Origin of the sequence: Streptococcus sp. SO4, assembly GCF_030440055.1 — a bacterium.
Lineage (GTDB): Bacteria > Bacillota > Bacilli > Lactobacillales > Streptococcaceae > Streptococcus > Streptococcus nidrosiense.
Genome location: NZ_JAQFJI010000009.1, coordinates 76,621 through 100,364 on the forward strand (window position 1 = coordinate 76,621; position 23,744 = coordinate 100,364).

Annotated in this window: 19 protein-coding genes and 1 pseudogene; 15 read left to right on the top strand and 5 right to left on the bottom strand. The window is 40.1% G+C overall.

Annotation, left to right across the window (positions count from 1 at the left end):
- Positions 1-42 precede the first annotated feature (42 nt).
- Entirely contained in the window at positions 43-1,308 is a 1,266-nt protein-coding gene (locus tag PCY08_RS06825) for a site-specific integrase (protein ID WP_301559880.1), read from the top strand.
- A 190-nt stretch (positions 1,309-1,498) separates the two neighbouring features.
- On the opposite strand, the gene PCY08_RS06830 is transcribed toward PCY08_RS06825, so the two are convergent.
- A complete protein-coding gene (locus PCY08_RS06830; protein ID WP_083936654.1) occupies positions 1,499-1,672 on the bottom strand; it encodes a FanG protein in 174 nt (57 codons plus the stop codon).
- A 28-nt stretch (positions 1,673-1,700) separates the two neighbouring features.
- On the opposite strand from PCY08_RS06830, the gene PCY08_RS06835 reads away from it, so the two are divergent.
- From PCY08_RS06835 to nrdI, 7 genes are all read left to right on the top strand, one after another.
- Positions 1,701-2,315: a CadD family cadmium resistance transporter gene (locus PCY08_RS06835; protein ID WP_275896208.1), complete on the top strand. Its 615-nt coding sequence runs from the start codon at positions 1,701-1,703 to the stop codon at positions 2,313-2,315.
- An 11-nt stretch (positions 2,316-2,326) separates the two neighbouring features.
- Positions 2,327-2,665: a Cd(II)/Zn(II)-sensing metalloregulatory transcriptional regulator CadX gene (gene cadX, locus PCY08_RS06840; protein ID WP_301559881.1), complete on the top strand. Its 339-nt coding sequence runs from the start codon at positions 2,327-2,329 to the stop codon at positions 2,663-2,665.
- A gap of 880 nt (positions 2,666-3,545) precedes the next feature.
- A complete protein-coding gene (locus PCY08_RS06845; RefSeq protein WP_049510098.1) occupies positions 3,546-4,160 on the top strand; it encodes a YesL family protein in 615 nt (204 codons plus the stop codon).
- Positions 4,138-5,811, top strand: coding sequence for a sensor histidine kinase (locus PCY08_RS06850; RefSeq protein ID WP_301559882.1), 1,674 nt, complete (start codon positions 4,138-4,140; stop codon positions 5,809-5,811). Before PCY08_RS06845 ends, PCY08_RS06850 begins: the two co-directional genes overlap by 23 nt.
- 2 nt (positions 5,812-5,813) lie before the next feature.
- Entirely contained in the window at positions 5,814-7,100 is a 1,287-nt protein-coding gene (locus PCY08_RS06855; protein WP_301559883.1) for a response regulator transcription factor, read from the top strand.
- A 61-nt stretch (positions 7,101-7,161) separates the two neighbouring features.
- Positions 7,162-7,695, top strand: coding sequence for an ABC transporter permease (locus PCY08_RS06860; RefSeq protein WP_301559884.1), 534 nt, complete (start codon positions 7,162-7,164; stop codon positions 7,693-7,695).
- Positions 7,696-7,770: 75 nt separating this feature from the next.
- On the top strand, positions 7,771-8,238 hold the full coding sequence (gene nrdI / locus PCY08_RS06865; RefSeq protein WP_301559885.1) for a class Ib ribonucleoside-diphosphate reductase assembly flavoprotein NrdI: 468 nt from the start codon (positions 7,771-7,773) through the stop codon (positions 8,236-8,238).
- Between the two features lie 316 nt (positions 8,239-8,554).
- On the opposite strand, the gene PCY08_RS06870 is transcribed toward nrdI, so the two are convergent.
- Both PCY08_RS06870 and argS read right to left on the bottom strand, forming a co-directional pair.
- Positions 8,555-8,803: a hypothetical protein gene (locus PCY08_RS06870; RefSeq protein WP_000084856.1), complete on the bottom strand. Its 249-nt coding sequence runs from the start codon at positions 8,801-8,803 to the stop codon at positions 8,555-8,557.
- A gap of 412 nt (positions 8,804-9,215) precedes the next feature.
- A complete protein-coding gene (gene argS, locus PCY08_RS06875; RefSeq protein ID WP_301559886.1) occupies positions 9,216-10,907 on the bottom strand; it encodes an arginine--tRNA ligase in 1,692 nt (563 codons plus the stop codon).
- A 141-nt stretch (positions 10,908-11,048) separates the two neighbouring features.
- On the opposite strand from argS, the gene argR reads away from it, so the two are divergent.
- Complete coding sequence (gene argR / locus PCY08_RS06880) at positions 11,049-11,495, top strand: arginine repressor (protein ID WP_001231485.1); 447 nt, start codon at positions 11,049-11,051, stop codon at positions 11,493-11,495.
- A gap of 47 nt (positions 11,496-11,542) precedes the next feature.
- Complete coding sequence (gene mutS / locus PCY08_RS06885; protein ID WP_301559887.1) at positions 11,543-14,077, top strand: DNA mismatch repair protein MutS; 2,535 nt, start codon at positions 11,543-11,545, stop codon at positions 14,075-14,077.
- A gap of 40 nt (positions 14,078-14,117) precedes the next feature.
- On the opposite strand, the gene PCY08_RS06890 is transcribed toward mutS, so the two are convergent.
- Both PCY08_RS06890 and PCY08_RS06895 read right to left on the bottom strand, forming a co-directional pair.
- Positions 14,118-14,576 carry a DUF3021 domain-containing protein gene (locus PCY08_RS06890; RefSeq protein WP_301559888.1) on the bottom strand — a complete coding sequence of 153 codons (459 nt, stop codon included), beginning with the start codon at positions 14,574-14,576 and terminating at the stop codon, positions 14,118-14,120.
- Positions 14,573-15,013 carry a LytTR family DNA-binding domain-containing protein gene (locus PCY08_RS06895; protein ID WP_060955207.1) on the bottom strand — a complete coding sequence of 147 codons (441 nt, stop codon included), beginning with the start codon at positions 15,011-15,013 and terminating at the stop codon, positions 14,573-14,575. The genes PCY08_RS06890 and PCY08_RS06895 overlap by 4 nt, the downstream gene beginning before the upstream one ends.
- A gap of 343 nt (positions 15,014-15,356) precedes the next feature.
- Between PCY08_RS06895 and rpsL the strand changes: the two genes are divergently transcribed.
- The 5 genes and pseudogenes from rpsL to PCY08_RS06920 all read left to right on the top strand — a co-directional run.
- Entirely contained in the window at positions 15,357-15,773 is a 417-nt protein-coding gene (gene rpsL / locus PCY08_RS06900) for a 30S ribosomal protein S12 (protein WP_001142333.1), read from the top strand.
- 19 nt (positions 15,774-15,792) lie between these two features.
- On the top strand, positions 15,793-16,263 hold the full coding sequence (gene rpsG, locus PCY08_RS06905; protein WP_000087876.1) for a 30S ribosomal protein S7: 471 nt from the start codon (positions 15,793-15,795) through the stop codon (positions 16,261-16,263).
- A gap of 305 nt (positions 16,264-16,568) precedes the next feature.
- Complete coding sequence (gene fusA / locus PCY08_RS06910) at positions 16,569-18,650, top strand: elongation factor G (protein WP_045763095.1); 2,082 nt, start codon at positions 16,569-16,571, stop codon at positions 18,648-18,650.
- Positions 18,651-18,763: 113 nt separating this feature from the next.
- On the top strand, positions 18,764-23,158 hold the full coding sequence (locus PCY08_RS06915; RefSeq protein ID WP_301559889.1) for a PolC-type DNA polymerase III: 4,395 nt from the start codon (positions 18,764-18,766) through the stop codon (positions 23,156-23,158).
- Positions 23,159-23,235: 77 nt separating this feature from the next.
- Positions 23,236-23,709 (top strand): annotated as a pseudogene (locus tag PCY08_RS06920) (DnaA/Hda family protein); the annotation flags it as partial.
- Positions 23,710-23,744: the final 35 nt, after the last annotated feature.

Here is a 23,744-nt window from a genome sequence, read left to right on the forward strand (position 1 = left end):
GTTGTTATTTTAGCCTTTTATATCCGAACGTGAAAGGCTACTATGCAGAAAGAGACTATCATTCACAACAATCGAAAAGTCATTAAAACTACCAAGAGTAACGGAACTATTAGCTATACGCAACGTGGTGTGTATATTGGAGTAGACGTTAAAACTGGGAAAAAAGTTACATCATCTATAACTGCTAAAACTCTAAAAAGTCTTGATAGGAAAATCATTCAAGCTAGGATTGATTTTGAAGCGAAGGGGTCAACTTTGAAAGAGGCCTTGTTGATTAATAACTTCGAGGAGTTAGCAGAAGCCTGGTTTATCAGTTTTGTAACTTGGGTAACTTCTCAGAATACGATTAATCGAGTTCGAAGCTATCTTGATACCTATATCATCCCTAAGTTTGGAGAATATAGGCCTGAAGAGATAAAATCTGCAGACATTCAGATTTGGGTTAATAAATTAGCTCAACAATCTAAAAAGTCTGTTGAATCAGGTGTTAAAAAATCCAAAAAGGGACATGCAAAAGATTTCGGTGCAATTATCTATAAGCTTAGTGATATTTTCGATTACGGGATCACGAATTTCGAACTTTCTCATAATCCAGCTCGGACAGTAAAAATCCCTCCAAAACCAAAGGTGGTAAAGGAGAGAATTATGGTATTGCATGGAGAGGACTTGGCTACTTGGCTAAACTATCTTGATACTCTTCCTGATACTCGAGCAAATCGAAGATTCAAAGTTATCTGTGATACACTATTAGCTTCTGCGCTTCGAATCAATGAACTTCTTGCTTTATCAATCAATGATCTCGATTTTGATTCCAATGAAATCATCGTTAACAAGACGCTGATGTGGAAAGTTGGAAATAAGAAACTTGGGATTAAGGGTGAGATTGTTTGTAAGAACAGTGCCAAAACTGATTCTGGTAACAGAAGAGTTGCAGTCCCGAGACAAGTCTTAGATGACTTGAAAACTTTTCATGCTGAGATGAGTGATTACTTTATGAGTCATGATTTACCAACTGTGGATATAATTTTCCCGACAATTTACGGAAACTATATGTGTGACAGAAATGAACGTGCAACGCTTAAAAAGCGTTTGACTGAATTAGGGTTACCAAACTATGGATTCCACCTTTTCCGTCATACACATGCTTCTTTGATGCTGAATGCTGGTGCAAACTGGAAAGAACTCCAGATAAGAATGGGGCATAAGTCGATCAAAACGACAATGGACACTTATGCTGAATTGGCACCGAAAAAGAAGGCAGAAGCAGTTGAAATCTACCTCAAAGAAATTGCAAAATTGACGGCATAGCAAAATGACTACATTTATGACTACATTTTCTACAGAACAAACTAAAAACGTTGATATAACGGCGTTTAAAGAGTCCTAAAATAACATTCACAACCTTTACAGAGGTTAAATAAGCATTCAATACGAATCAATACATAAGAAAATCGCTGATTTCAAGCGTTTTTTCTTTTTTCAATTTCAATACATTTCACTATATTTCAGTCCAAACTCTACCTTTTTTAGATAAATATATCATCTGGATATTGAAGTTAAGCCCTGCTATCATTTCGATGGCAGGGCTTTTTAATGTTTGGTACACTACCTTCTTATCTATATTTTGATGGAGCTGAAGTTGACATCTACAAAGTTTAATGTTAAAATACATTCAAAAATATATTTGAATGAGGTGTTTTATGGTTCGAAATGTTGTTACTTCAATAATCCTGTATTCTGGGACAGCCGTAGACTTACTTATTATCCTAATGTTATTTTTTGCCAAAAGAAAAAGCAGAAAAGACATTATTAACATCTATTTAGGACAATTTCTAGGCTCTGTTAGTCTAATATTGCTAAGTTTACTTTTTGCATTTGTCTTAAATTATATTCCTAGTAAAGAGATTTTAGGTTTGCTCGGTTTGATTCCAATTTTCCTAGGACTCAAAGTTTTGCTTTTAGGAGATTCTGATGGAGAAGCTATTGCAAAAGATGGTTTGCGCAAAGATGATAAAAACCTGATTTTTCTAGTCGCTATGATTACTTTTGCAAGTTGTGGTGCTGACAATATTGGTGTTTTTGTCCCATATTTTATTACCTTAAATTTAGCGAATTTGATAGTGGCTTTACTTACTTTTCTAGTCATGATTTATCTCTTGGTTTTTTCTGCCCAAAAATTGGCACAAGTCCCTTCTGTTGGAGAAACTTTGGAAAAATATAGCAGATGGTTTATTGCCGTTGTTTATTTAGGATTGGGGATGTATATCCTGATTGAAAACAACAGCTTTGACATGCTAAGGACTGTGTTCGGCTAGGAGAAAAAATTATGAAAAAAGATAGTATCTGCCAAGTGAATATTATAAATCAACAAAATGTTACAACCGCAACGAACTACCTTGAAAAGGAAAAAGTCCAAAAATCACTTCGTATTTTATCAAAGTTTACCGATAATAAACAGATAAATATCATCTTTTATCTCCTTGCTGTTGAAGAACTCTGTGTCTGCGATATAGCCTGTTTACTAAATCTCAGTATGGCATCTGCCTCCCACCATCTTCGTAAACTAGCCAATCAAAACATCTTGGACAATAGAAGAGAGGGGAAAATTATATATTATTTTATAAAAGATGAGGAAATCAAAGACTTTTTTAATCAACTAGGATAACAACTATTTTTACTACTTTACCATGATTATATATAGGACTTATCTATGAAATTATTTGATGAAAATTACTCACAAGAAAGACCTACTCGTAGCAAATGTTTAAGAAAAAAGTATAATTTAAAGCAAACCGACTTGGACTATAAAGAAATTATTTTCTAAGATATTGCCAAGCTTGTTGAAAATATGTTTTACCACTGCTTCGGCTCTATTATATTTAGAGATTTAGAAACTGTAAATAGAAGTGAAGTATGCATTCAATACGAATCAAAACAACACAAAAAAGCTCTAGTCATACTGTCTAGAGCTTTTTTGTGTTGTTTTGAAATTAAGTATAAATTTTATCAATGTACATTTGGTAGAAAAAAAGAATACAGGATAAACAAATTCCTGTATTCTTAAAATAACTTAGAACAGATATGATAATGAAGCGACTAATAAGATTATAGCGCAAATTATTTTTCCGATTTTTACATATTGTTGTTTGAACAATTTATCAGAGAAAAGAGTCAATACAAGCGCAACACAAAACAAAGTAGTTCTTAAAGTCATGATTCATACTCCTTTCGTTATTTTGTTAATCCAGTAAATAAGTTGAATAGTAAGTATTTAATCTGCAAATATGTTTATCTTTTCCGAAAACTCCTTTGGTCATTAATCGGTATCTCTATCTATATTTGTTATAGCACAAATAACATTATTAAACAATTATATTTATCCTTTATAAACTAACATTTGGCCATTTGACAAGGATGGATACCTGCTCCGAACTTGCTTCTAAAAGGTAGCAAGTTCAACTCTCACTGCCTTTTCTCTCCTCCTATTTTTGAGAGCGCTTGAAATATGTTATAATAGTTCTAGATTATTTTTTTGGAGGCAAACCGTGGGAAATTTTATTGAGCTAGTCTTTCATCGTTTCTTTTTGGGGATGATTGCAACGGCTTATTTTTGGTTATTGACACTAGCAGGAGGTGTGGTTTTTGGTATAGCACCAGCTAGTGCGACTATCATGAGTTTATTTGCAGAACATGGCTATTCTTACCGTGCCTATGGTTTTAAAGAGGCTTGGGCTCTTTACAAGAGTAATTTTATTAAAAGCAATCTCAGTTTCTACACCTTTATGGGACTTGACTTGATCTTGATTTATGGTTTGTATCTCATGATCCAATTGCCGCATCAGACCATTATCCATTTGGCAGCAACCTTTCTAAATATCTTTTTGGTAGCCTTGGTATTTTTGGCGTATACAGTTTCTCTAAAATTACAAGTTTATTTTGACTTATCCTATCAAAATACCTTAAAGCTTGCCTTTATCGGAATTTTTATGAGCTTGTCAGCAGTGGCTAAAGTTCTTCTTGGTAGCGTCTTGTTAGCCATTATTGGGTTTTATATGCCAGCCCTCATTATTTTTGTAGGGATTGGTATGTGGCATTTCTTTATTAGTGATTTATTGGAGCCTGTTTATGAAAGCATTCATGAAAAATTGGCGTCCAAATAGAATGAAACAATTTTGGCTTCATTCACTCCTTCGAACCTATACTTGGGTGATGATTGTCATCATTGCTAGTTTTGCTCTGTTGATTTCCTATGTGAACTGGGATAGTCGAGAAAAAGAAGCAAGACAGGTTTCCCAGCGGGTTTTGACTCGGACAGTGAGTGAGGTTGAGTATTATTATCGAGAATCAGCGCGTTCAGCCCAAAGTTTAGTAGATAATCAAGCGCGAATCGAGGGAATTTATAAGTATTTTAGCCTCAGTACACCGGATTATTTCTATTGGCAACTGGAGCGTAAAGCATCGCCCTATATTTCTGTATCCATTTATGAAAATATCGATGACCTTTATGTGCGCAATGATTTTGTAACGGGTGTAGCCATTGTCTTGCAAGATTCGACAGAAGTTTATGTTTCGAAGAGGGACAATCGTAGTGGTTACAAGGTTTCTGCAGATGCCTTCAAGCCAGATGCCAATAGTTTCGCCATTCCCGTATCCGATCCAGTATCGGATCAAGCTCTTGGTGTTATTTATGTCTCTGTATCTTCCGATGTTTTTTATAAGGCTATTGACAATACCAGAGGAAATATCCCAATTGCTGTGAGCATCACCTCTCCTTTTGAAACGGATATGTTTCACCAAGGTGAAAAAAGTAATCGAGAGGAATGGTTGCAAGATGAGACAGCTCATGGATATCAGGTTCAGGTTGCGGTTCCTAGGGATTATGTCCTTAGTGGGAGTATCTTTAGTTCGATTTTTATTCTTGCTTTGAGTCTCCTCTTTATCGTTATTTTATATGTAACCTTGAAAAAAACATTTTCGAAGTATCAAACCCAAGTTGTTGATCTAGTGGAAACAATCCATGATATTGCGCAAGGGGAGCAAGGTAAAAGAATTGATCTCACGAAAAAAGACCAGGAATTACTTTTAATCGCTGAGACGACAAATGATATGTTGGATCGATTGGAGAGAAATATCCATGATATTTATCAACTTGAACTGAGTCAAAAAGATGCCCATATGCGCGCTCTACAAGCTCAGATAAATCCACATTTCATGTACAATACTCTGGAGTTTCTACGGATGTACGCGGTCATGGAGAACCAAAATGAACTAGCGGATATTATCTACGAATTCAGTAGTCTCTTGCGTAACAACATCTCTGATGAGCGAGAAACAACATTAAAGCAAGAAGTGGAATTTTGTCGGAAGTACAGTTATCTCTGTATGGTGCGTTATCCAAAATCTATTGCTTACGGATTTAAAATTGACCCTGGCTTGGAAGAAATGCGTATTCCAAAATTCACCCTCCAACCCTTGGTGGAGAATTATTTTGCTCATGGAGTTGATCATCGACGTACAGATAATGTGATTAGTATCAAGGCCTTGAAAAAAGAAGGCTATGTTGAGATCTTGGTAACCGATAATGGGCGTGGAATGCCTGCTGATAAGCTAGCAGAGATCCAGGATAAATTAGCTCAAAGAACTTTTGAACATACGGTGGATTATAGTGGGAAACGCCAGTCCATTGGGATTGTCAATGTGCACGAGCGCTTTGTACTCTACTTTGGCGACCGCTATGACATCAGTGTAGAATCAGTTGAAAAAGAAGGTGTTCGCTATCGAATCACCATTCAAAATGAAGAGAAAGGATAAAGATGTATAAAGTACTTTTAGTTGACGATGAGTACATGATTACAGAAGGACTCAAACGTTTGATTCCTTTTGACAAATGGGATATGGAAGTAGTTGCAACAGCCAATCATGCTGACGACGCTCTGGACTACGTTCGAGAACATCCCGTAGATATTGTCATTTCTGATGTCAATATGCCTGACAAGACAGGGCTTGAGATGATTGGGGAGATGAAGGAGTTGTTGCCAAATGCTTACTATATCCTCCTTTCAGGCTATCAAGAATTTGACTATGTAAAAAAAGCCATGAATCTCAATGTCGTTGATTATCTGGTCAAACCAGTCGATAAGGTTGAGCTTGAACGCTTGCTTGAAAAGATTTCCAGTCAGCTTGGTGAACAATCTCATGAGCCAGAAATATTGAGTCAGCAACTAGATGAAGAAGCATTCAAGGCTCATCTCAGCCAAAAAGAAAATTGGTGGATCGGACTTTCCAAGGAAAAACAAGGGAATTTTGTCATTCCTTACTACGTTCTGGGGCAAGATTGGCAAATTATCCTTGCAGATCAGGAATTTGAGGGCTTGTTGCTCATGCCTTTTGAAGCTCCTTATCAAGCCAACTTTGAAAAATGGAAGCGTGATGTTGAAAAGACACTCTTTTATGGTTCGGTCAATTTAGATCAGTCTGAAAGTCTCTTTTCTTACTACGAACCCATTTATCGAGTGATCATACAGGGAAATCTTCAGCAGATTATTGATGAATTGACCTTGCTTGAGAAGATTGTCCTTGAAAATACACCAAGGGTATCCATTACCAAGCAGCTCTTTACCCAGTTTGTCATGGATGTTTTCCATCTTTTTGAACATCTGAAAGCAGACGACATGACAGATATTGTCAAGAACATTCATGCTATTACAACTTTTGAGGATTTAGTCGCTTATACCAAGGAGACCTTGACATCCTTCTTTGGTCAATACCGCATGAATGAAAATGTAGTTAGTGTGCTTGAAGTCATTGGTAGAGACTACAAAAAAGAACTTTCCCTCAAGGATATCAGTAAGGATCTCTTTATCAATCCCGTTTATTTGGGACAGCTAATCAAGAAGGAAACCAATTCCACCTTTGCTGAGCTTCTCAATAAGCAACGCATTAAGGCTGCCCAGCAGCTCTTGCTATCTACTAATGATAGTATCGAGGATATTTGCTATACGGTTGGTTACAGTAATGTTGGTTATTTCTATAAGGTCTTTCGAAAGCTGTGTGGGAAGTCTCCTAAAGCCTACCGTAAACAGGTGGAAGCAAACTTGTAGGATTTGTTTTGCTTGTTAAAATATGCTATAATAAACTAAAAAACATAAGGGGGTTGCTTTGATGAAAAAGAAACCAATCTATCTATGGGTATTACTGATTTTTTCAGCCTTACTCTCAGCAATGTCACTATTTGGAATCATATCTCCAGTACCTACTGCGGAGGGTATGAGCAATCTAGAAACATCAGCATCAGGTGTTAATGCTACTTATGCTAAGGAGCTCGTTGATTATACGATTAAGGTATCGGAGCATGGTCATTCTATCTTCAGCATTCTCTTGGTTGTCTTATCTGTTATTCTAGTTGTTGTAGCTTTGATTTTCCTTGTTCGTAAAAACCTTCAATTGGCTAACTACACTTATCTTGCTTATGTCTTCGTTGCCATCGTTGGTTCTATCTACAACTTTATCGGCGTTCAGGATGCGGTTTCACTTTTTACAGATCCTAACATCCGTATGGGAGCGGAGCTTGGTGCCAAAGGTTCAGCCATTTTTGGGATCGTACTCAATGTTATCTTCCTAGCAATCGTCTTCTATAAAATGTGGCGTCAGCAAAAAGAATTAACAGAAGCTCAAGAAGAGGAAGAACTGGCCTAAGAGTTGACAAAGGATAGCTATCAAGATACAATCTTGGTAGTTATTTTTTTGAATTCAAAAAAGAAGGAGGAGAGCATGAAAAAAATTTCCTTAGTCTATATCAGTCTGAGTGGAAATACCGAAAGTTTCGTCACACGTCTGAAGGCATACCTTTTAGAACAGTATGGGAACATTGAAGTGGAAAAGATCCATATTAAAGATTTGGTCAAGGAGGGAGAGAATTTCTTTGAGATGACCAATCCATATGTGGCTTTTCTACCGACTTATCTAGAAGGTGGCAATGGAGTTGACAATGGTGATGTGGAGATTTTGACCACTCCAGTAGGGGACTTTATCGCTTACGGTGACAATGCCAGCAAGTGTTTTGGTGTCGTAGGATCAGGCAATCGTAACTTTAACAACCAATACTGTTTGACAGCCAAGCAATACAGTCAACGTTTTGGTTTCCCTGTTTTAGCTGACTTTGAGATGCGTGGCATGTTGGGAGATATCAAGAAGGTTGCAGGGATTATTGCAGAACTTTACGAATTAGAAGCTTTGTAAGAGGCCAGTTTTTCTAAGGAAGAGATTTATTCTATGGATAAAGGATTTACTCCAAAAGGGAACAATCGAAATGTGTAAACTACAGAGATCATTTTTAAAGTATATAAAACGCAAACCAAGCTTCAAGGATATTATGCTATGCAGTGCTTTGCTAGTCTTAGCGATCGCCCTGTTGCAGTTCTGCGAGAAATTTCTTGATGAAAGTTTGTCAGCATACGGAACCATGGCATCATTAGGGATTGTTATATTGGTGGGAATCATAGTTCTCAGGAAAAAATAGAAAAGGACTCGAGAAATACTATCTCGAATCCTTTTTTTATTTTCTGATGTCTTCAACAATTTCTTTTGAAATCATAATTCCCAAACGATATCCTTTATTGATGTAGTCGATGACATCGTTAATATTTTCTGTTGTTTGAATCTTTTCCTTGATAGTAGCGCGAAAAGATTCATCCTTTAACAGCTGTTCTTGTAGGAGTCTTTGTAGTTTTTCCTTTTCGTATTTGTTGATGAGAAAAAGAGCGACAAGACTGATGACAACTAAAATATAAGCATATTGGCTCATAAAATCTCTCCCTAAGTGATAAAGAAATTAATAGCAAGAGAAAAGCGAAAAAGATTTTTCGCTTTTCAAGTAATGACAATATAGAAATTAGGCAAGTGATCGCTAATCTAAAATAGTAGATGTAATGCACTCCGCCCCTAGTACCAAATAAAAGTCCGTAGAGGTTTAGGATTGGTTGCTTAGAACGCTCTGCAATCCAGTAACTTTAAGATTGCGACATGAACCTAACCAAATCGATGTTATTGTTTAGATAAATTAGTAAAGCGTTTAGGCAAATCGCCTCATTTACGACGTCGTGGTCCCTAAATCGATTATATTTAGGAACCACGACTAGTGAAGCAGTTAGCTAGTCCGCATAAAAGTGGCTAGCGTCCAACAATTAGGAACTTTAGTTCCAATTGTTAGTACTGAATCACATCTTCTCTGGTGCTTCTACGCCCAGCAGACGAAGTGCTTCTTTGAGGACAACTGCAGTTGCATAGCTGAGGGCTAAACGACTGTCGCGTTCTGGACTTTCATCCAAGATACGAGTGTGAGCGTAATATTTGTTGAAGGCTTGCGCTAGGCTAATTGCAAATTTAGCAATGATAGAAGGTTCAAAGTTATCCGCCGCACGGTTGATAATACGTGGGAAATCTTGGATGAGTTTAATGATTTCCCAGCTTTCAGGATCATTCAAGCTATAGTTGGCAGCTGTTTCTGGTTTGAAATCCGCTTTGCGTAAGATAGATTGGATACGAGCATAGGCGTATTGAACATAAGGACCAGTCTCGCCTTCAAAGGATACCATGGCTTCAAGGTCGAAGTCGTATCCATTTGTACGGTCAGTTTTAAGGTCATAGAATTTAATGGCTCCAACTCCAACAGCATGAGCAACCTGATCTTTATTTTCAAGTTCAGGATTTTTGGCTTCAATTTGCGCTTTGGCACGGCTGATGGCTTCTGCGACAGTAGGCTCTAGTAAGATAACATTCCCTTTACGAGTAGAGAGTTTCTTGCCTTCTTTTGTTACCAATCCAAAAGGAACATGGACAATATCTTGACTCCAATCGTAACCCATCTCTTGCAAGACAGCCTTGAGTTGTTTAAAGTGAGCAGATTGTTCTTGACCAACGACATAGATAGATTTGGCAAATTGATATTCGTTTTTACGGTAAAGGGCAGCGGCCAAGTCACGTGTGATGTAGAGAGTCGCACCGTCAGATTTCTTGATAAGAGCTGGATGTTCAATTCCATATTTCTCAAGATTCACAACTTGGGCACCTTCTGACTCAACTAGAAGTCCTTTTTCAGAAAGGATGTCTACAACTGCATCCATCTTGTCATTGTAGAAGGCTTCCCCGTTGTAGCTGTCGAATTCAACCTTCAATTCATTATAAAGGCGGTTAAATTCCACCAAACTTTCATCACGGAACCATTGCCAAAGTGCGAGAGCTTCCTCGTCTCCATTTTCAAGTTTACGGAACCATTCGCGTGCTTCTTCATCCAAGCTAGGGTCATTTTCAGCTTCAGCATTGATGCGAACGTAGAGTTTAAGAAGTTCATCAATCGGATGAGCTTTTACAGCTTCTTCGTCGCCCCATTTTTTGTAGGCAACGATCAGCATCCCAAACTGTTTACCCCAGTCTCCCAAATGGTTGACCTTGACCGTTTGATAACCGATTTTTTGGAAAATATGTGACAAGCTATCTCCGATAACAGTTGAGCGCAGGTGACCAATAGAGAATGGTTTAGCAATATTGGGACTAGACATGTCGATAACAACATTTTCTTGTTTACCAATATTTTGGTCAGCATAGTGTTCTTTTTCAGTGATAACAGCTTGTAATACTTGAGCAGAAATGGCATTTTTATCAAGGAAGAAGTTAACATAAGGTCCAGTAGCGACGACTTTTTCAAAGGCTTGGCTATTGATTTTTTCAGCGATATCTGCTGCAATCATTTGTGGAGCTTTTCTCTCAACTTTTGCTAGAGTAAAGGCAGGGAAGGCGATGTCTCCCATATCAGAGTTTTTGGGTTGTTCTAGTAAATTTAAAATAGCCTCTTGATCCAGGCTCTCAATGACGCTAGCCAATTCGCTAGCGATCAATTGTTTTGTATTCATTATAAACTCCTTTGGACTTTTCTTCTATTTTATCACAATTTTGAGGAATGATAAGAATTTTTTTGAAATATTCGGTTTTTTTGGTATAATGTTCTTATTAAGTAGATGAAAATGTTATAAATATTCACTCGAGAGGATGTTATGAGAAAAAGAGAACGCCATCAGTTAATCAAACAAATGATCACTGAGGAAAAATTAGGAACTCAAAAGGAGATCCAGGATCGGTTGGAAGCACGCAATGTTTTTGTGACGCAAACGACATTGTCGCGTGACCTTCGCGAACTGGGCTTGACCAAGGTTAAGAAAAATGATAAGGTCTACTACGTACTAGCAAATGAGACGGAGAAGATTGACCTGGTTGAGTTTTTGTCCCATCATTTGGAAGGTGTAGCAAGAGCTGAGTTTACCTTAGTTTTGCACACTAAATTGGGTGAAGCCGCAGTTTTAGCCAATGTTGTCGATGCCAACAAGGATGAATGGATTTTAGGAACAGTTGCGGGTGCCAATACTCTCTTGGTAATCTGCCGAGATCAGCATGTTGCTAAACTCATGGAAGATCGTTTGTTAGATTTGATGAAGGATAGATAAGGTCTTGGGAGTCTCTCTCAAGACTATTTTTAACAAGGAGAGAATGGATGACGACAGAAAAATTATCACCAGGCATGCAACAGTATGTGGATATCAAAAAACAATATCCAGATGCTTTTTTGCTCTTTCGTATGGGTGATTTTTATGAGTTATTTTACGAAGATGCAGTCAATGCTGCCCAGATACTAGAAATTTCACTAACCAGTCGCAATAAGAATGCTGACAATCCTATTCCCATGGCTGGTGTGCCTTATCACTCTGCCCAACAGTATATTGATGTCCTAGTGGAGCGTGGCTACAAGGTTGCCATTGCTGAGCAGATGGAGGATCCTAAGCAGGCTGTTGGCGTTGTAAAACGCGAGGTTGTGCAGGTGATTACCCCTGGTACAGTCGTCGATAGTAGTAAACCAGATAGTCAAAACAACTTTTTGGTGGCTATCGACCGTGACGGTCAGCAATTTGGTTTGGCCTATATGGATCTAGTGACGGGTGATTTCTATGTGACAGGTTTATTGGATTTTACCCTGGTCTGTGGTGAAATCCGAAATCTTAAGGCAAGAGAAGTTGTCATCGGCTATTCCTTAACTGAAGAGGAAGAACAGATTCTCAGCCGTCAAATGAATTTGGTACTTTCCTATGAGCAAGAATCATTTGAAGACATCCATCTACTGGATCCACGCTTGGTACCTGTTGAACAGGCTGCCAGCAGTAAGCTTCTTCAGTATGTCCATCGGACTCAGATGAGAGAGCTCAACCACTTGAAGCCAGTTGTTCGCTATGAAATCAAGGATTTCTTGCAGATGGATTATGCGACCAAGGCTAGTTTAGATCTAGTAGAAAATGCTCGTTCTGGCAAGAAACAAGGGAGTCTTTTCTGGTTGTTGGATGAAACTAAGACTGCCATGGGGATGCGGCTTTTGCGCTCTTGGATCCACCGTCCCTTGATTGACAAGGAGCGTATCCTTGAACGTCAGGAGGTTGTACAGGTCTTTCTGGATTATTTCTTTGAGCGTAGTGATTTGACAGAAAGCCTCAAGGGAGTCTACGATATCGAACGTCTGGCAAGTCGAGTCTCTTTTGGGAAAAGCAATCCTAAAGACCTCTTGCAGCTAGCGACTACTTTGGGGAGCGTTCCTCGGATTCGAGCAATCTTGGAGGGAATGGAGCAACCAGCTCTAGCTTATCTGATTGAACAACTGGATGCTATCCCTGAGTTGGAAAGTCTTATTAGCGCAGCCATTGCTCCTGAGGCTCCTCACGTGATTACCGAAGGTGGTATTATTCGGACGGGCTTTGATGAGACCTTGGACAAGTATCGTCGGGTACTGAGAGAAGGAACCAGCTGGATTGCTGAAATTGAGGCTAAGGAAAGAGAAAAATCTGGCATCAGTACGCTCAAGATTGATTACAATAAAAAGGATGGCTACTATTTCCATGTAACCAACTCGCAGCTAGGAAATGTACCAGCCCACTTTTTCCGTAAGGCTACGCTTAAAAACTCAGAGCGTTTTGGGACAGAGGAGTTGGCGCGTATCGAGGGAGAAATGCTGGAGGCGCGTGAGAAGTCAGCCAGCCTTGAATATGAAATCTTTATGCGTATCCGTGAAGAAGTTGGTAAGTATATCCAACGTCTACAAGCCCTGGCCCAAGGAATCGCTACTGTCGATGTCTTGCAAGGACTAGCGGTAGTAGCAGAAAATCAGCACTTGATCCGTCCAGAGTTTGGTCAGGATTCGCGAATTGACATTCAAAAAGGTCGTCACGCTGTCGTTGAGAAGGTCATGGGAGCCCAAACCTATATTCCCAATAGTATCCAAATGGGTGAAGAGACTAGCATCCAGCTGATTACAGGGCCTAATATGAGCGGGAAGTCAACCTATATGCGTCAGCTAGCTATGACAGCAGTCATGGCTCAGATAGGGTCTTATGTGCCGGCAGAAAGTGCTCACTTGCCAATCTTTGATGCAATTTTTACCCGTATCGGGGCAGCAGATGACTTGGTTTCCGGTCAGTCAACCTTTATGGTCGAGATGATGGAAGCTAATAATGCCATTGCGCATGCGACTGAGAATTCTCTCATTCTCTTTGATGAACTTGGACGTGGAACGGCAACTTATGATGGCATGGCCTTGGCCCAGGCAATTATCGAGTATATTCATGAACATATCGGAGCCAAGACTCTCTTTGCGACTCATTACCATGAATTGACTAGTTTGGAGACTAGTCTGGGACATCTGGTTAACGTTCACGTGGCTACACTTGAGCAAAATGGACAAGTTACCTTCCTTCACAAGATCGAAGCAGGACCAGCTGATAAATCATACGGTATTCACGTAGCTAAGATTGCAGGTTTACCGGTAGACTTGCTGAAAAGAGCAGATGCAATTTTAACGCAATTAGAGAGTCAAGGTCAGGAAAGTCCTGCTCCAATGAAACAAACACATGCAGTCTCTGAACAAATTTCCCTATTTGACGCGGCGGAAGAAAATCCTATCCTAGCAGAATTGGCTAAAGTAGATGTGTACAACATGACACCGATGCAAGCCATGAACCTCTTGTTAGAATGGAAGCAAAAATTATAAGCAAAAACCCACTCAGTCCTATGAGTGGGTTTCTGTTGCATTATTTCTTCTGAGCCAATAATTGGTTGATGTGGGCAACCTTCTTTGATTCTCTTTTATAGAGAATCGCCCAGATGATGAGATAGACGATGGCAAACTCTGGGATGAGTTGAAGGATGAAAGTCCAGCGAAGTGGAAACCAACCTGCCAGAATTGCTAGAGGAACAAAACCTAATAGCATGAGGAAGAAGTGAGTGACAGTAGCACGAAGAAGGCTCCAGTCTTTGGCAAAGAGACGGCTACCAAAACTAAAGAGGACTCCGATAGCTGCCCAGATGATAGAACAGTAGAGCAAAACTAGAGCGCCATGTACCTGTTGTTGGATCATGAATTGGCCAATCAAAGAGTTGGGGCTAAGTGGTGCGTAGTTGCTTGGTGAAAAGATAAAAGAAAAGATAATAGATAGGATGAGGCCGATGAGGATACCAGTTGTGGCATCGTGGAAAATTTGTTTTTTCATAGTTCTAATTTCTCCTTAATAGCTTTGAGGTAACGGCGAGATGAGTAGGTGAAACTGTCATTTTTTAGATAGATTTCAATCAAGCCGTTAGAGGTTAGTTTTAGATGACTGATCGCATCAATGTTGACAATTTCGGATTGGGAAATTTGGATAAAGGAAGCAGGTAGAATTTCACTTGCTTGGTAAAGACGAATGTCGAGCGCATAGGTTTGGCTATCCGTTTCAGCTAAGACTTTGCGATTTTCAATATATATACGTTGAATCTTACTAATCTGAATCAAGTAGACCTGGTCTTGGAATTTTCCTTTAAGAGTTTCGTTTTGATCCAGTGATTGAACAAAGTCTTGAACTTTTTGAACTCTAGGGGACAAAGATGGTGCTTCTATGATGATTTGTTCTTCGGCGTATTGTTGATCAATGTCAAGTCTAACTTTCATAATTTCTCCTTTGTAAAAGTTGTAATAGAGATCTCTTACTTACAAATCTATTAAACACCATTTTGTCGACAAATACAAGAAGGTTTGTCTATGTGGTCGGTTGAAGAGTCTATCTGGCAGGTGACCGTTTTCATAGAATTTTTAGAGTAAAGAAGTCAAAAAATAAGAAGAAATATATTGACAAAAATAGAAAAAACGTGGTACAATAATAGACGGTACTTTTTACTTTTGGTCTCTCAAGAGTGTACAGGGACGTGCTGACAAATGTTGCAAAAGTACACACAGATGATAGCTGTCACCAAGTGTATCATCACCAAAAATAAAAAAACACAGGAGAATGTAGATGCCTACAATTAACCAATTGGTTCGCAAACCGCGTAAATCAAAAGTAGAAAAATCTAAATCACCAGCTTTGAACGTTGGTTACAACAGTCATAAAAAAGTTCAAACAAACGTTTCTTCACCACAAAAACGTGGTGTTGCAACTCGTGTTGGAACAATGACACCTAAAAAACCTAACTCTGCCCTTCGTAAATTTGCTCGTGTACGTTTGAGCAACCTTATCGAAGTTACTGCCTACATCCCAGGTATCGGACACAACTTGCAAGAGCACAGTGTGGTGCTTCTTCGCGGTGGACGTGTAAAAGACCTTCCAGGGGTACGTTACCATATCGTCCGTGGTGCACTTGATACTGCAGGTGTTAACGATCGTAAACAAGGCCGTTCTAAATACGGTACTAAACGTCCGAAAAAAGCATAAGGAAAGGGGATAAAGAGAAATGAGTCGTAAAAATAGAGCTCCAAAACGTGACGTATTGCCAGATCCGCTTTACAATTCACAATTAGTTACTCGTCTTATCAACCGCGTTATGCTTGACGGTAAACGTGGTACAGCTGCTTCAATCGTTTACGGTGCTTTTGAACAAATCAAAGAAGTTACTGGTAACGATGCACTTGAAGTATTTGAAACAGCTATGGAAAACATCATGCCTGTACTTGAAGTACGTGCACGTCGTGTTGGTGGTTCTAACTACCAAGTCCCAGTTGAAGTTCGTCCAGAACGTCGTACAACACTTGGACTTCGTTGGTTGGTAACAATCGCTCGCCTTCGTGGTGAACACACAATGCAAGACCGTCTTGCAAAAGAAATCTTGGATGCTGCTAACAACACTGGTGCAGCAGTTAAGAAACGTGAAGACACTCACCGTATGGCTGAAGCTAACCGTGCCTTCGCACACTTCCGTTGGTAAAATCATGATGCTAGGAACGGCAAGGATGCAAAGTGAAAATAGGAAACTAACGCAGTATTCGATGAATACAAGGAAGTTTATCTTTTTCACACAGCATCCCGTTCCGGCTCAAATCGGCTAATTAACTTTAGCCCGGGTTCAATTTAGCTCGGTCAGCTCTTAGCTATAACTCAACTTACCATTTCGTAAGTTGAAACCAACAATAACAAGATAAACATTGAGAACGGGTAGGTCCTGCCTATCCGTTTTTATTAAATCGTGTTATAATAGAATAGAAATAAAAAAATATAGGAGAAACAAACCTCATGGCACGCGAATTTTCACTTGAAAAAACTCGTAATATCGGTATCATGGCTCACGTCGATGCTGGTAAAACAACTACTACTGAGCGTATCCTTTACTACACTGGTAAAATCCACAAAATCGGTGAAACTCACGAAGGTGCGTCACAAATGGACTGGATGGAGCAAGAGCAAGAACGTGGTATCACTATCACATCTGCTGCGACAACAGCTCAATGGAACAACCACCGCGTAAATATCATCGACACACCAGGACACGTGGACTTCACAATCGAAGTACAACGTTCTCTTCGTGTATTGGACGGTGCGGTTACAGTTCTTGACTCACAATCAGGTGTTGAGCCTCAAACTGAAACAGTTTGGCGTCAAGCAACTGAGTACGGAGTTCCACGTATCGTATTTGCCAACAAAATGGACAAAATCGGTGCTGACTTCCTTTACTCAGTAAGCACACTTCACGATCGTCTTCAAGCTAACGCACACCCAATTCAATTGCCAATCGGTTCTGAAGATGACTTCCGTGGAATCATCGACTTGATCAAGATGAAGGCTGAAATCTATACTAACGACCTTGGTACAGATATCCTTGAAGAAGACATTCCAGCTGAATACCTTGACCAAGCTCAAGAATACCGTGAAAAATTGATCGAAGCAGTTGCTGAAACTGACGAAGAATTGATGATGAAATACCTCGAAGGTGAAGAAATCACTAACGAAGAATTGAAAGCTGGTATCCGTAAAGCAACTATCAACGTTGAATTCTTCCCAGTATTGTGTGGTTCTGCCTTCAAGAACAAAGGTGTTCAATTGATGCTTGATGCGGTTATCGACTACCTTCCAAGCCCGCTTGACATCCCAGCGATCAAAGGTATCAACCCAGATACAGATGAAGAAGAAACTCGTCCTGCATCTGACGAAGAGCCATTTGCAGCTCTTGCCTTCAAGATCATGACTGACCCATTCGTAGGTCGTTTGACATTCTTCCGTGTTTACTCAGGTGTTCTTCAATCAGGTTCTTACGTATTGAACACTTCTAAAGGTAAACGTGAACGTATCGGACGTATCCTTCAAATGCACGCTAACAGCCGTCAAGAAATCGACACTGTTTACTCAGGTGATATCGCTGCTGCCGTTGGTTTGAAAGATACTACAACTGGTGACTCATTGACAGATGAAAAAGCTAAAATCATCCTTGAGTCAATCAACGTTCCAGAACCAGTTATCCAATTGATGGTTGAGCCTAAATCTAAAGCAGACCAAGATAAGATGGGTATCGCCCTTCAAAAATTGGCTGAAGAAGATCCAACATTCCGCGTTGAAACTAACGTTGAAACTGGTGAAACAGTTATCTCTGGTATGGGTGAGCTTCACCTTGACGTCCTTGTTGACCGTATGCGTCGTGAGTTCAAAGTTGAAGCGAACGTAGGTGCTCCTCAAGTATCTTACCGTGAAACATTCCGTGCTCCTACTCAAGCACGTGGATTCTTCAAACGTCAGTCTGGTGGTAAAGGTCAGTTCGGTGATGTATGGATTGAATTTACTCCAAACGAAGAAGGAAAAGGATTCGAATTCGAAAACGCAATCGTCGGTGGTGTGGTTCCTCGTGAATTTATCCCAGCGGTTGAAAAAGGTTTGGTAGAATCTATGGCTAACGGTGTTCTTGCTGGTTACCCAATGGTTGACGTTAAAGCTAAGCTTTACGATGGTTCATACCACGATGTCGACTCATCTGAAACTGCCTTCAAGATCGCTGCATCTCTTGCACTTAAAGAAGCTGCTAAGACTGCACAACCAGCTATCCTTGAACCAATGATGCTTGTAACAATCACTGTTCCAGAAGAAAACCTTGGTGATGTTATGGGTCACGTAACTGCTCGTCGTGGACGTGTAGATGGTATGGAAGCACATGGTAACAGCCAAATCGTTCGTGCTTACGTTCCACTTGCTGAAATGTTCGGTTACGCAACAGTTCTTCGTTCTGCATCACAAGGACGTGGTACATTCATGATGGTATTCGACCACTACGAAGATGTACCTAAGTCAGTACAAGAAGAAATCATTAAGAAAAACAAAGGTGAAGAATAATTCACCGTCACTTTAAAAGAAGTCACTTTGTGGCTTCTTTTTCTGTTTGGTAGAAATAGGTAAAAGTGCCTCAAATATGGTAAAATAGAAGGAGTATATTGTGAGGAAAATGGATGTCAACCACTTTTGAAATTTTAATGAATCAGTTGGGAATACCCGCTGAAATGAGAAATCATGAGGCCTTCTCTCAGGCTGAAATAGAACAAGTTATTGTTCATAAACGAAGCAAAGTTTGGGAGTTTCATTTTGTTTTTGAAAATATCTTGCCTTTTGAACTTTTCCTAGAGTTGAAAAGAGGCTTGAAAGAAGAATTCTCAAAAACAGGAAATCAGGCTAGTTTTGAGATAAAAACGCGAAATCAGGAATTTTCTAGAGAACTTTTACAAGCCTACTATCGAGAGGCTTTTTCGGATGGTCCTTGCGCTAGTCAAGGTTTTCGTTCTATATATCAGAATTTTCAGGTTCGCTTTGAAAATGACCAGTTAATCATTGAAGCTTCTGAAGCGGCAGATACAGAGCATTTTAGAAAAAATCATCTGCCAAATCTTAGCAAACAGTTGGAACTTTTTGGCTTTCCTAAATTATCCTGCATTTTAGAAAAAAATGAAGAGCTCACGAGGGAAGAGCGAGAGGCCTTTCAGACGGAAAATCAAATGATTATCCAAGCTGCCAATGAAGAAACACTTCGTGCTATGGAACAGTTAGAACAGATGGCGCCACCACCTCCAGTAGAGGATAAGCCTGTCTTTGACTTCCAAGCCAAGAAAGCAGCTGCCAAGCCAAAACTAGACAAGGCAGAGATTACTCCTATGATTGAGGTTAATACTGAGGAAAATCGTCTGGTTTTTGAAGGAGTTGTCTTTGATGTCGAGCAGAAGGTGACTAGAACAGGTCGTGTTTTGATTAACTTCAAGATGACAGACTACACTTCTAGCTTCTCTATGCAAAAATGGGTCAAGAACGAAGAAGAAGCTCTGAAGTTTGACATGATCAAGAAAAATTCTTGGCTCCGTGTTCGTGGGAATGTTGAGGTCAATAATTTCACGCGAGACTTGACCATGAATGTACAGGATGTTCAGGAAGTTGTCCACTATGAGCGTAAAGACTTGATGCCAGAGGGAGAGCGTCGTGTTGAGTTTCATGCCCATACCAATATGTCGACCATGGATGCTCTACCTGAAGTTGAAGAACTCGTTGCGAAAGCAGCTAAATGGGGTCATAAAGCGGTAGCAATCACGGACCACGGAAATGTTCAATCCTTCCCTCATGGCTATAAGGCTGCTAAGAAAGCAGGCATCCAGCTGATCTATGGGATGGAAGCTAATATCGTTGAAGACCGTGTACCTATCGTCTATAATGAAGTTGAGATGGATTTGTCTGAAGCAACCTATGTAGTCTTTGACGTGGAAACGACTGGACTTTCAGCTATCTATAATGACTTGATTCAGGTCGCAGCTTCCAAGATGTATAAGGGCAATATCGTAGCTGAATTTGATGAATTTATCAATCCTGGGCACCCCTTATCAGCCTTTACTACTGAATTGACAGGAATTACGGATGAGCATGTGAAAAATGCCAAACCCTTGGTTCAAGTTCTGAAAGAATTCCAAGAGTTTTGTAAGGATACCGTTCTTGTAGCCCACAATGCAACCTTTGACGTTGGCTTTATGAATGCCAACTATGAACGTCATGGCTTGCCAAAAATCACTCAGCCCGTCATCGATACGCTAGAATTCGCAAGAAATCTCTATCCTGAGTATAAACGTCATGGTCTAGGACCTTTGACTAAACGTTTTGGTGTTGCCCTAGAACACCACCACATGGCCAACTACGATGCGGAAGCAACTGGCCGTTTGCTCTTTATCTTTATTAAGGAAGTAGCAGAAAAACACGGTGTGACAGATTTGGCACGATTAAACCTTGATTTAATCAGTCCAGATTCTTATAAAAAAGCTCGCGTCAAGCATGCGACTATCTATGTAAAAAATCAAGTAGGCTTGAAAAACATCTTTAAGCTGGTTTCTCTCTCAAATACCCAGTATTTTGAAGGAGTTCCAAGGATTCCACGTACAGTACTGGATGCTCATCGAGAAGGTTTGATCTTAGGTTCAGCCTGTACGGAAGGGGAAGTCTTTGATGCAGTCGTATCACAGGGTGTAGATGCAGCGGTCGAAGTTGCGAAATACTATGACTTTATCGAAGTGATGCCTCCAGCTATCTATGCACCTCTGATTGCCAAAGAGCAGGTCAAGGACATGGAGGAACTCCACACCATTATCAAGAGTTTGATAGAGGTTGGAGATCGTCTCGGCAAGCCCGTTCTTGCGACAGGAAATGTCCACTATCTCGAACCCGAGGATGAGATTTATCGAGAAATCATCGTGCGAAGTCTAGGTCAGGGAGCCATGATTAACCGAACGATCGGCCATGGAGAAGCTGCCCAACCAGCTCCGCTACCAAAGGCACATTTTAGAACAACCAATGAAATGTTGGATGAGTTTGCCTTTCTAGGGGAAGACTTGGCTCGCAAGATTGTTATTGAAAATACCAATGCCTTGGCAGAAATCTTTGAACCTGTGGAAGTTGTAAAGGGTGATTTGTACACACCTTTCATTGACAAAGCCGAAGAAACAGTTGCTGAATTAACCTATAAAAAAGCCTTTGAAATCTATGGAAATCCACTCCCTGATATCGTTGACCTACGAATTGAAAAGGAATTGACCTCTATCTTGGGGAATGGTTTCGCTGTGATTTATCTGGCTTCACAGATGCTAGTGCACCGTTCCAATGAACGAGGTTACTTGGTTGGTTCCCGTGGGTCTGTTGGTTCTAGTTTCGTTGCGACCATGATTGGGATTACCGAGGTCAATCCTCTCTCTCCTCACTATGTCTGTGGTCAGTGTCAGTACAGTGAGTTTATCACAGATGGTTCCTACGGTTCAGGCTTTGATATGCCAGATAAAGACTGTCCAAACTGTGGGCACAAGCTCAGTAAGAATGGACAGGACATTCCTTTCGAGACCTTCCTTGGTTTTGATGGGGATAAGGTACCTGATATCGATTTGAATTTCTCAGGTGAAGACCAGCCGAGCGCCCACTTGGATGTTCGTGATATCTTTGGGGAAGAATATGCCTTCCGTGCAGGAACGGTAGGTGCGGTGAAAGCTAAGATAGCCTATGGCTTTGTTAAGGGTTACGAGCGGGATTATGGGAAGATTTATCGTGCTGCAGAGGTGGAACGTCTAGCTCTGGGAGCTACTGGTGTCAAACGGACGACTGGTCAGCACCCAGGAGGAATCGTTGTTATCCCTAACTATATGGATGTCTATGACTTTACTCCGGTACAGTATCCTGCAGATGATGTCACTGCTGAATGGCAGACCACTCACTTTAACTTCCACGATATTGATGAGAACGTCCTCAAGCTCGATGTCCTAGGACATGATGATCCGACTATGATTCGGAAATTGCAGGACTTGTCTGGGATTGACCCTAATGAAATCCCTATGGATGATGAAGGCGTGATGGCCCTCTTCTCAGGCACTGATATTCTGGGAGTCACGCCAGAGCAAATCGGCACTTCGACCGGTATGCTTGGTATTCCAGAGTTTGGAACCAACTTTGTTCGCGGAATGGTGGATGAAACCCATCCGACAACTTTTGCGGAGTTACTACAGCTTTCTGGTCTGTCTCACGGTACCGACGTATGGTTGGGAAATGCCCAAGACTTGATTAAGGCTGGAATTGCGGACCTATCAACCGTTATCGGATGTCGGGATGACATCATGGTATACCTCATGCACGCTGGCCTAGATCCAAAGATGGCCTTTACCATCATGGAGCGAGTACGTAAGGGAATGTGGCTCAAAATCTCTGAAGAAGAGCGCAATGGTTATATCGAAGCCATGAAGGCCAATAATGTGCCTGAGTGGTATATCGAATCTTGTGGAAAAATCAAGTACATGTTCCCTAAAGCCCATGCGGCAGCCTACGTTATGATGGCCCTTCGTGTGGCCTACTTCAAGGTTCACCACCCGATTTATTATTATTGTGCTTACTTCTCCATCCGTGCTAAGGCCTTTGATATTAAGACCATGGGTGCAGGCTTGGATGCCATTAAACGTAAGATGCAAGAAATAGCTGAAAAACGCAAGAACAATGAAGCTTCCAACGTAGAAATTGACCTCTACACAACACTTGAAATCGTCAATGAGATGTGGGAACGTGGCTTTAAGTTTGGTAAATTGGACCTATATCGCAGTGATGCGACTGAATTCATCATCGATGGAGATACTCTCATCCCACCGTTTGTCGCTATGGATGGACTAGGAGAGAACGTTGCCAAGCAACTGGTTCGTGCCCGTCAAGAGGGAGAATTTCTCTCTAAAACTGAATTGCGCAAGCGTGGAGGACTCTCATCAACCTTGGTTGAAAAGATGGATGAAATGGGAATTCTCGGCAATATGCCAGAGGATAACCAGTTGAGTTTGTTTGATGATTTGTTTTAAATAGAAATTAACAGACGGACAAATATTGTCCATCTGTTTTGTTATACTTAAACCATAAAAAGAAAGAGGTTTAAATGATGATCAATACAGGCTTAAATAATAAATATCAATTTGAAAATTTTTTTGAAAATGATGGTAATGATTCAGCAAAGAAAGTAGCCAGAGCAGTAGTAGAGGACTTAGGATTTTATAATCCCCTTTATATTTATGGACCATCAGGTTCAGGTAAAACACATCTCCTGCAAGCAATTGGAAATAAGGTTCTTGAGAACAATCCAGAAAAGCGAGTAAAATATATTTCTGCCGAAGACTTATTAGAAAATGAGCTAGAAATACAAAAAGTTAGAAGTGAGGAGTTTGATCTCTTAATAGTAGATGATATTCAGATATTGGGAGAAAAGGATATTCTTATTCAAGAAAAATTTTTAAATCTTTTTAATTCTCAACAGTACAAGAATAAGCAAATGGTTTTTTCTAGTGACTCTGAACCAGATCAATTGAAAAGTGTTCATTCTCATTTGATTGTGCGTTTTAAGTGGGGAATAACGGCGAGTTTAACATTACTTGAAAAATTACAAGAAGGACT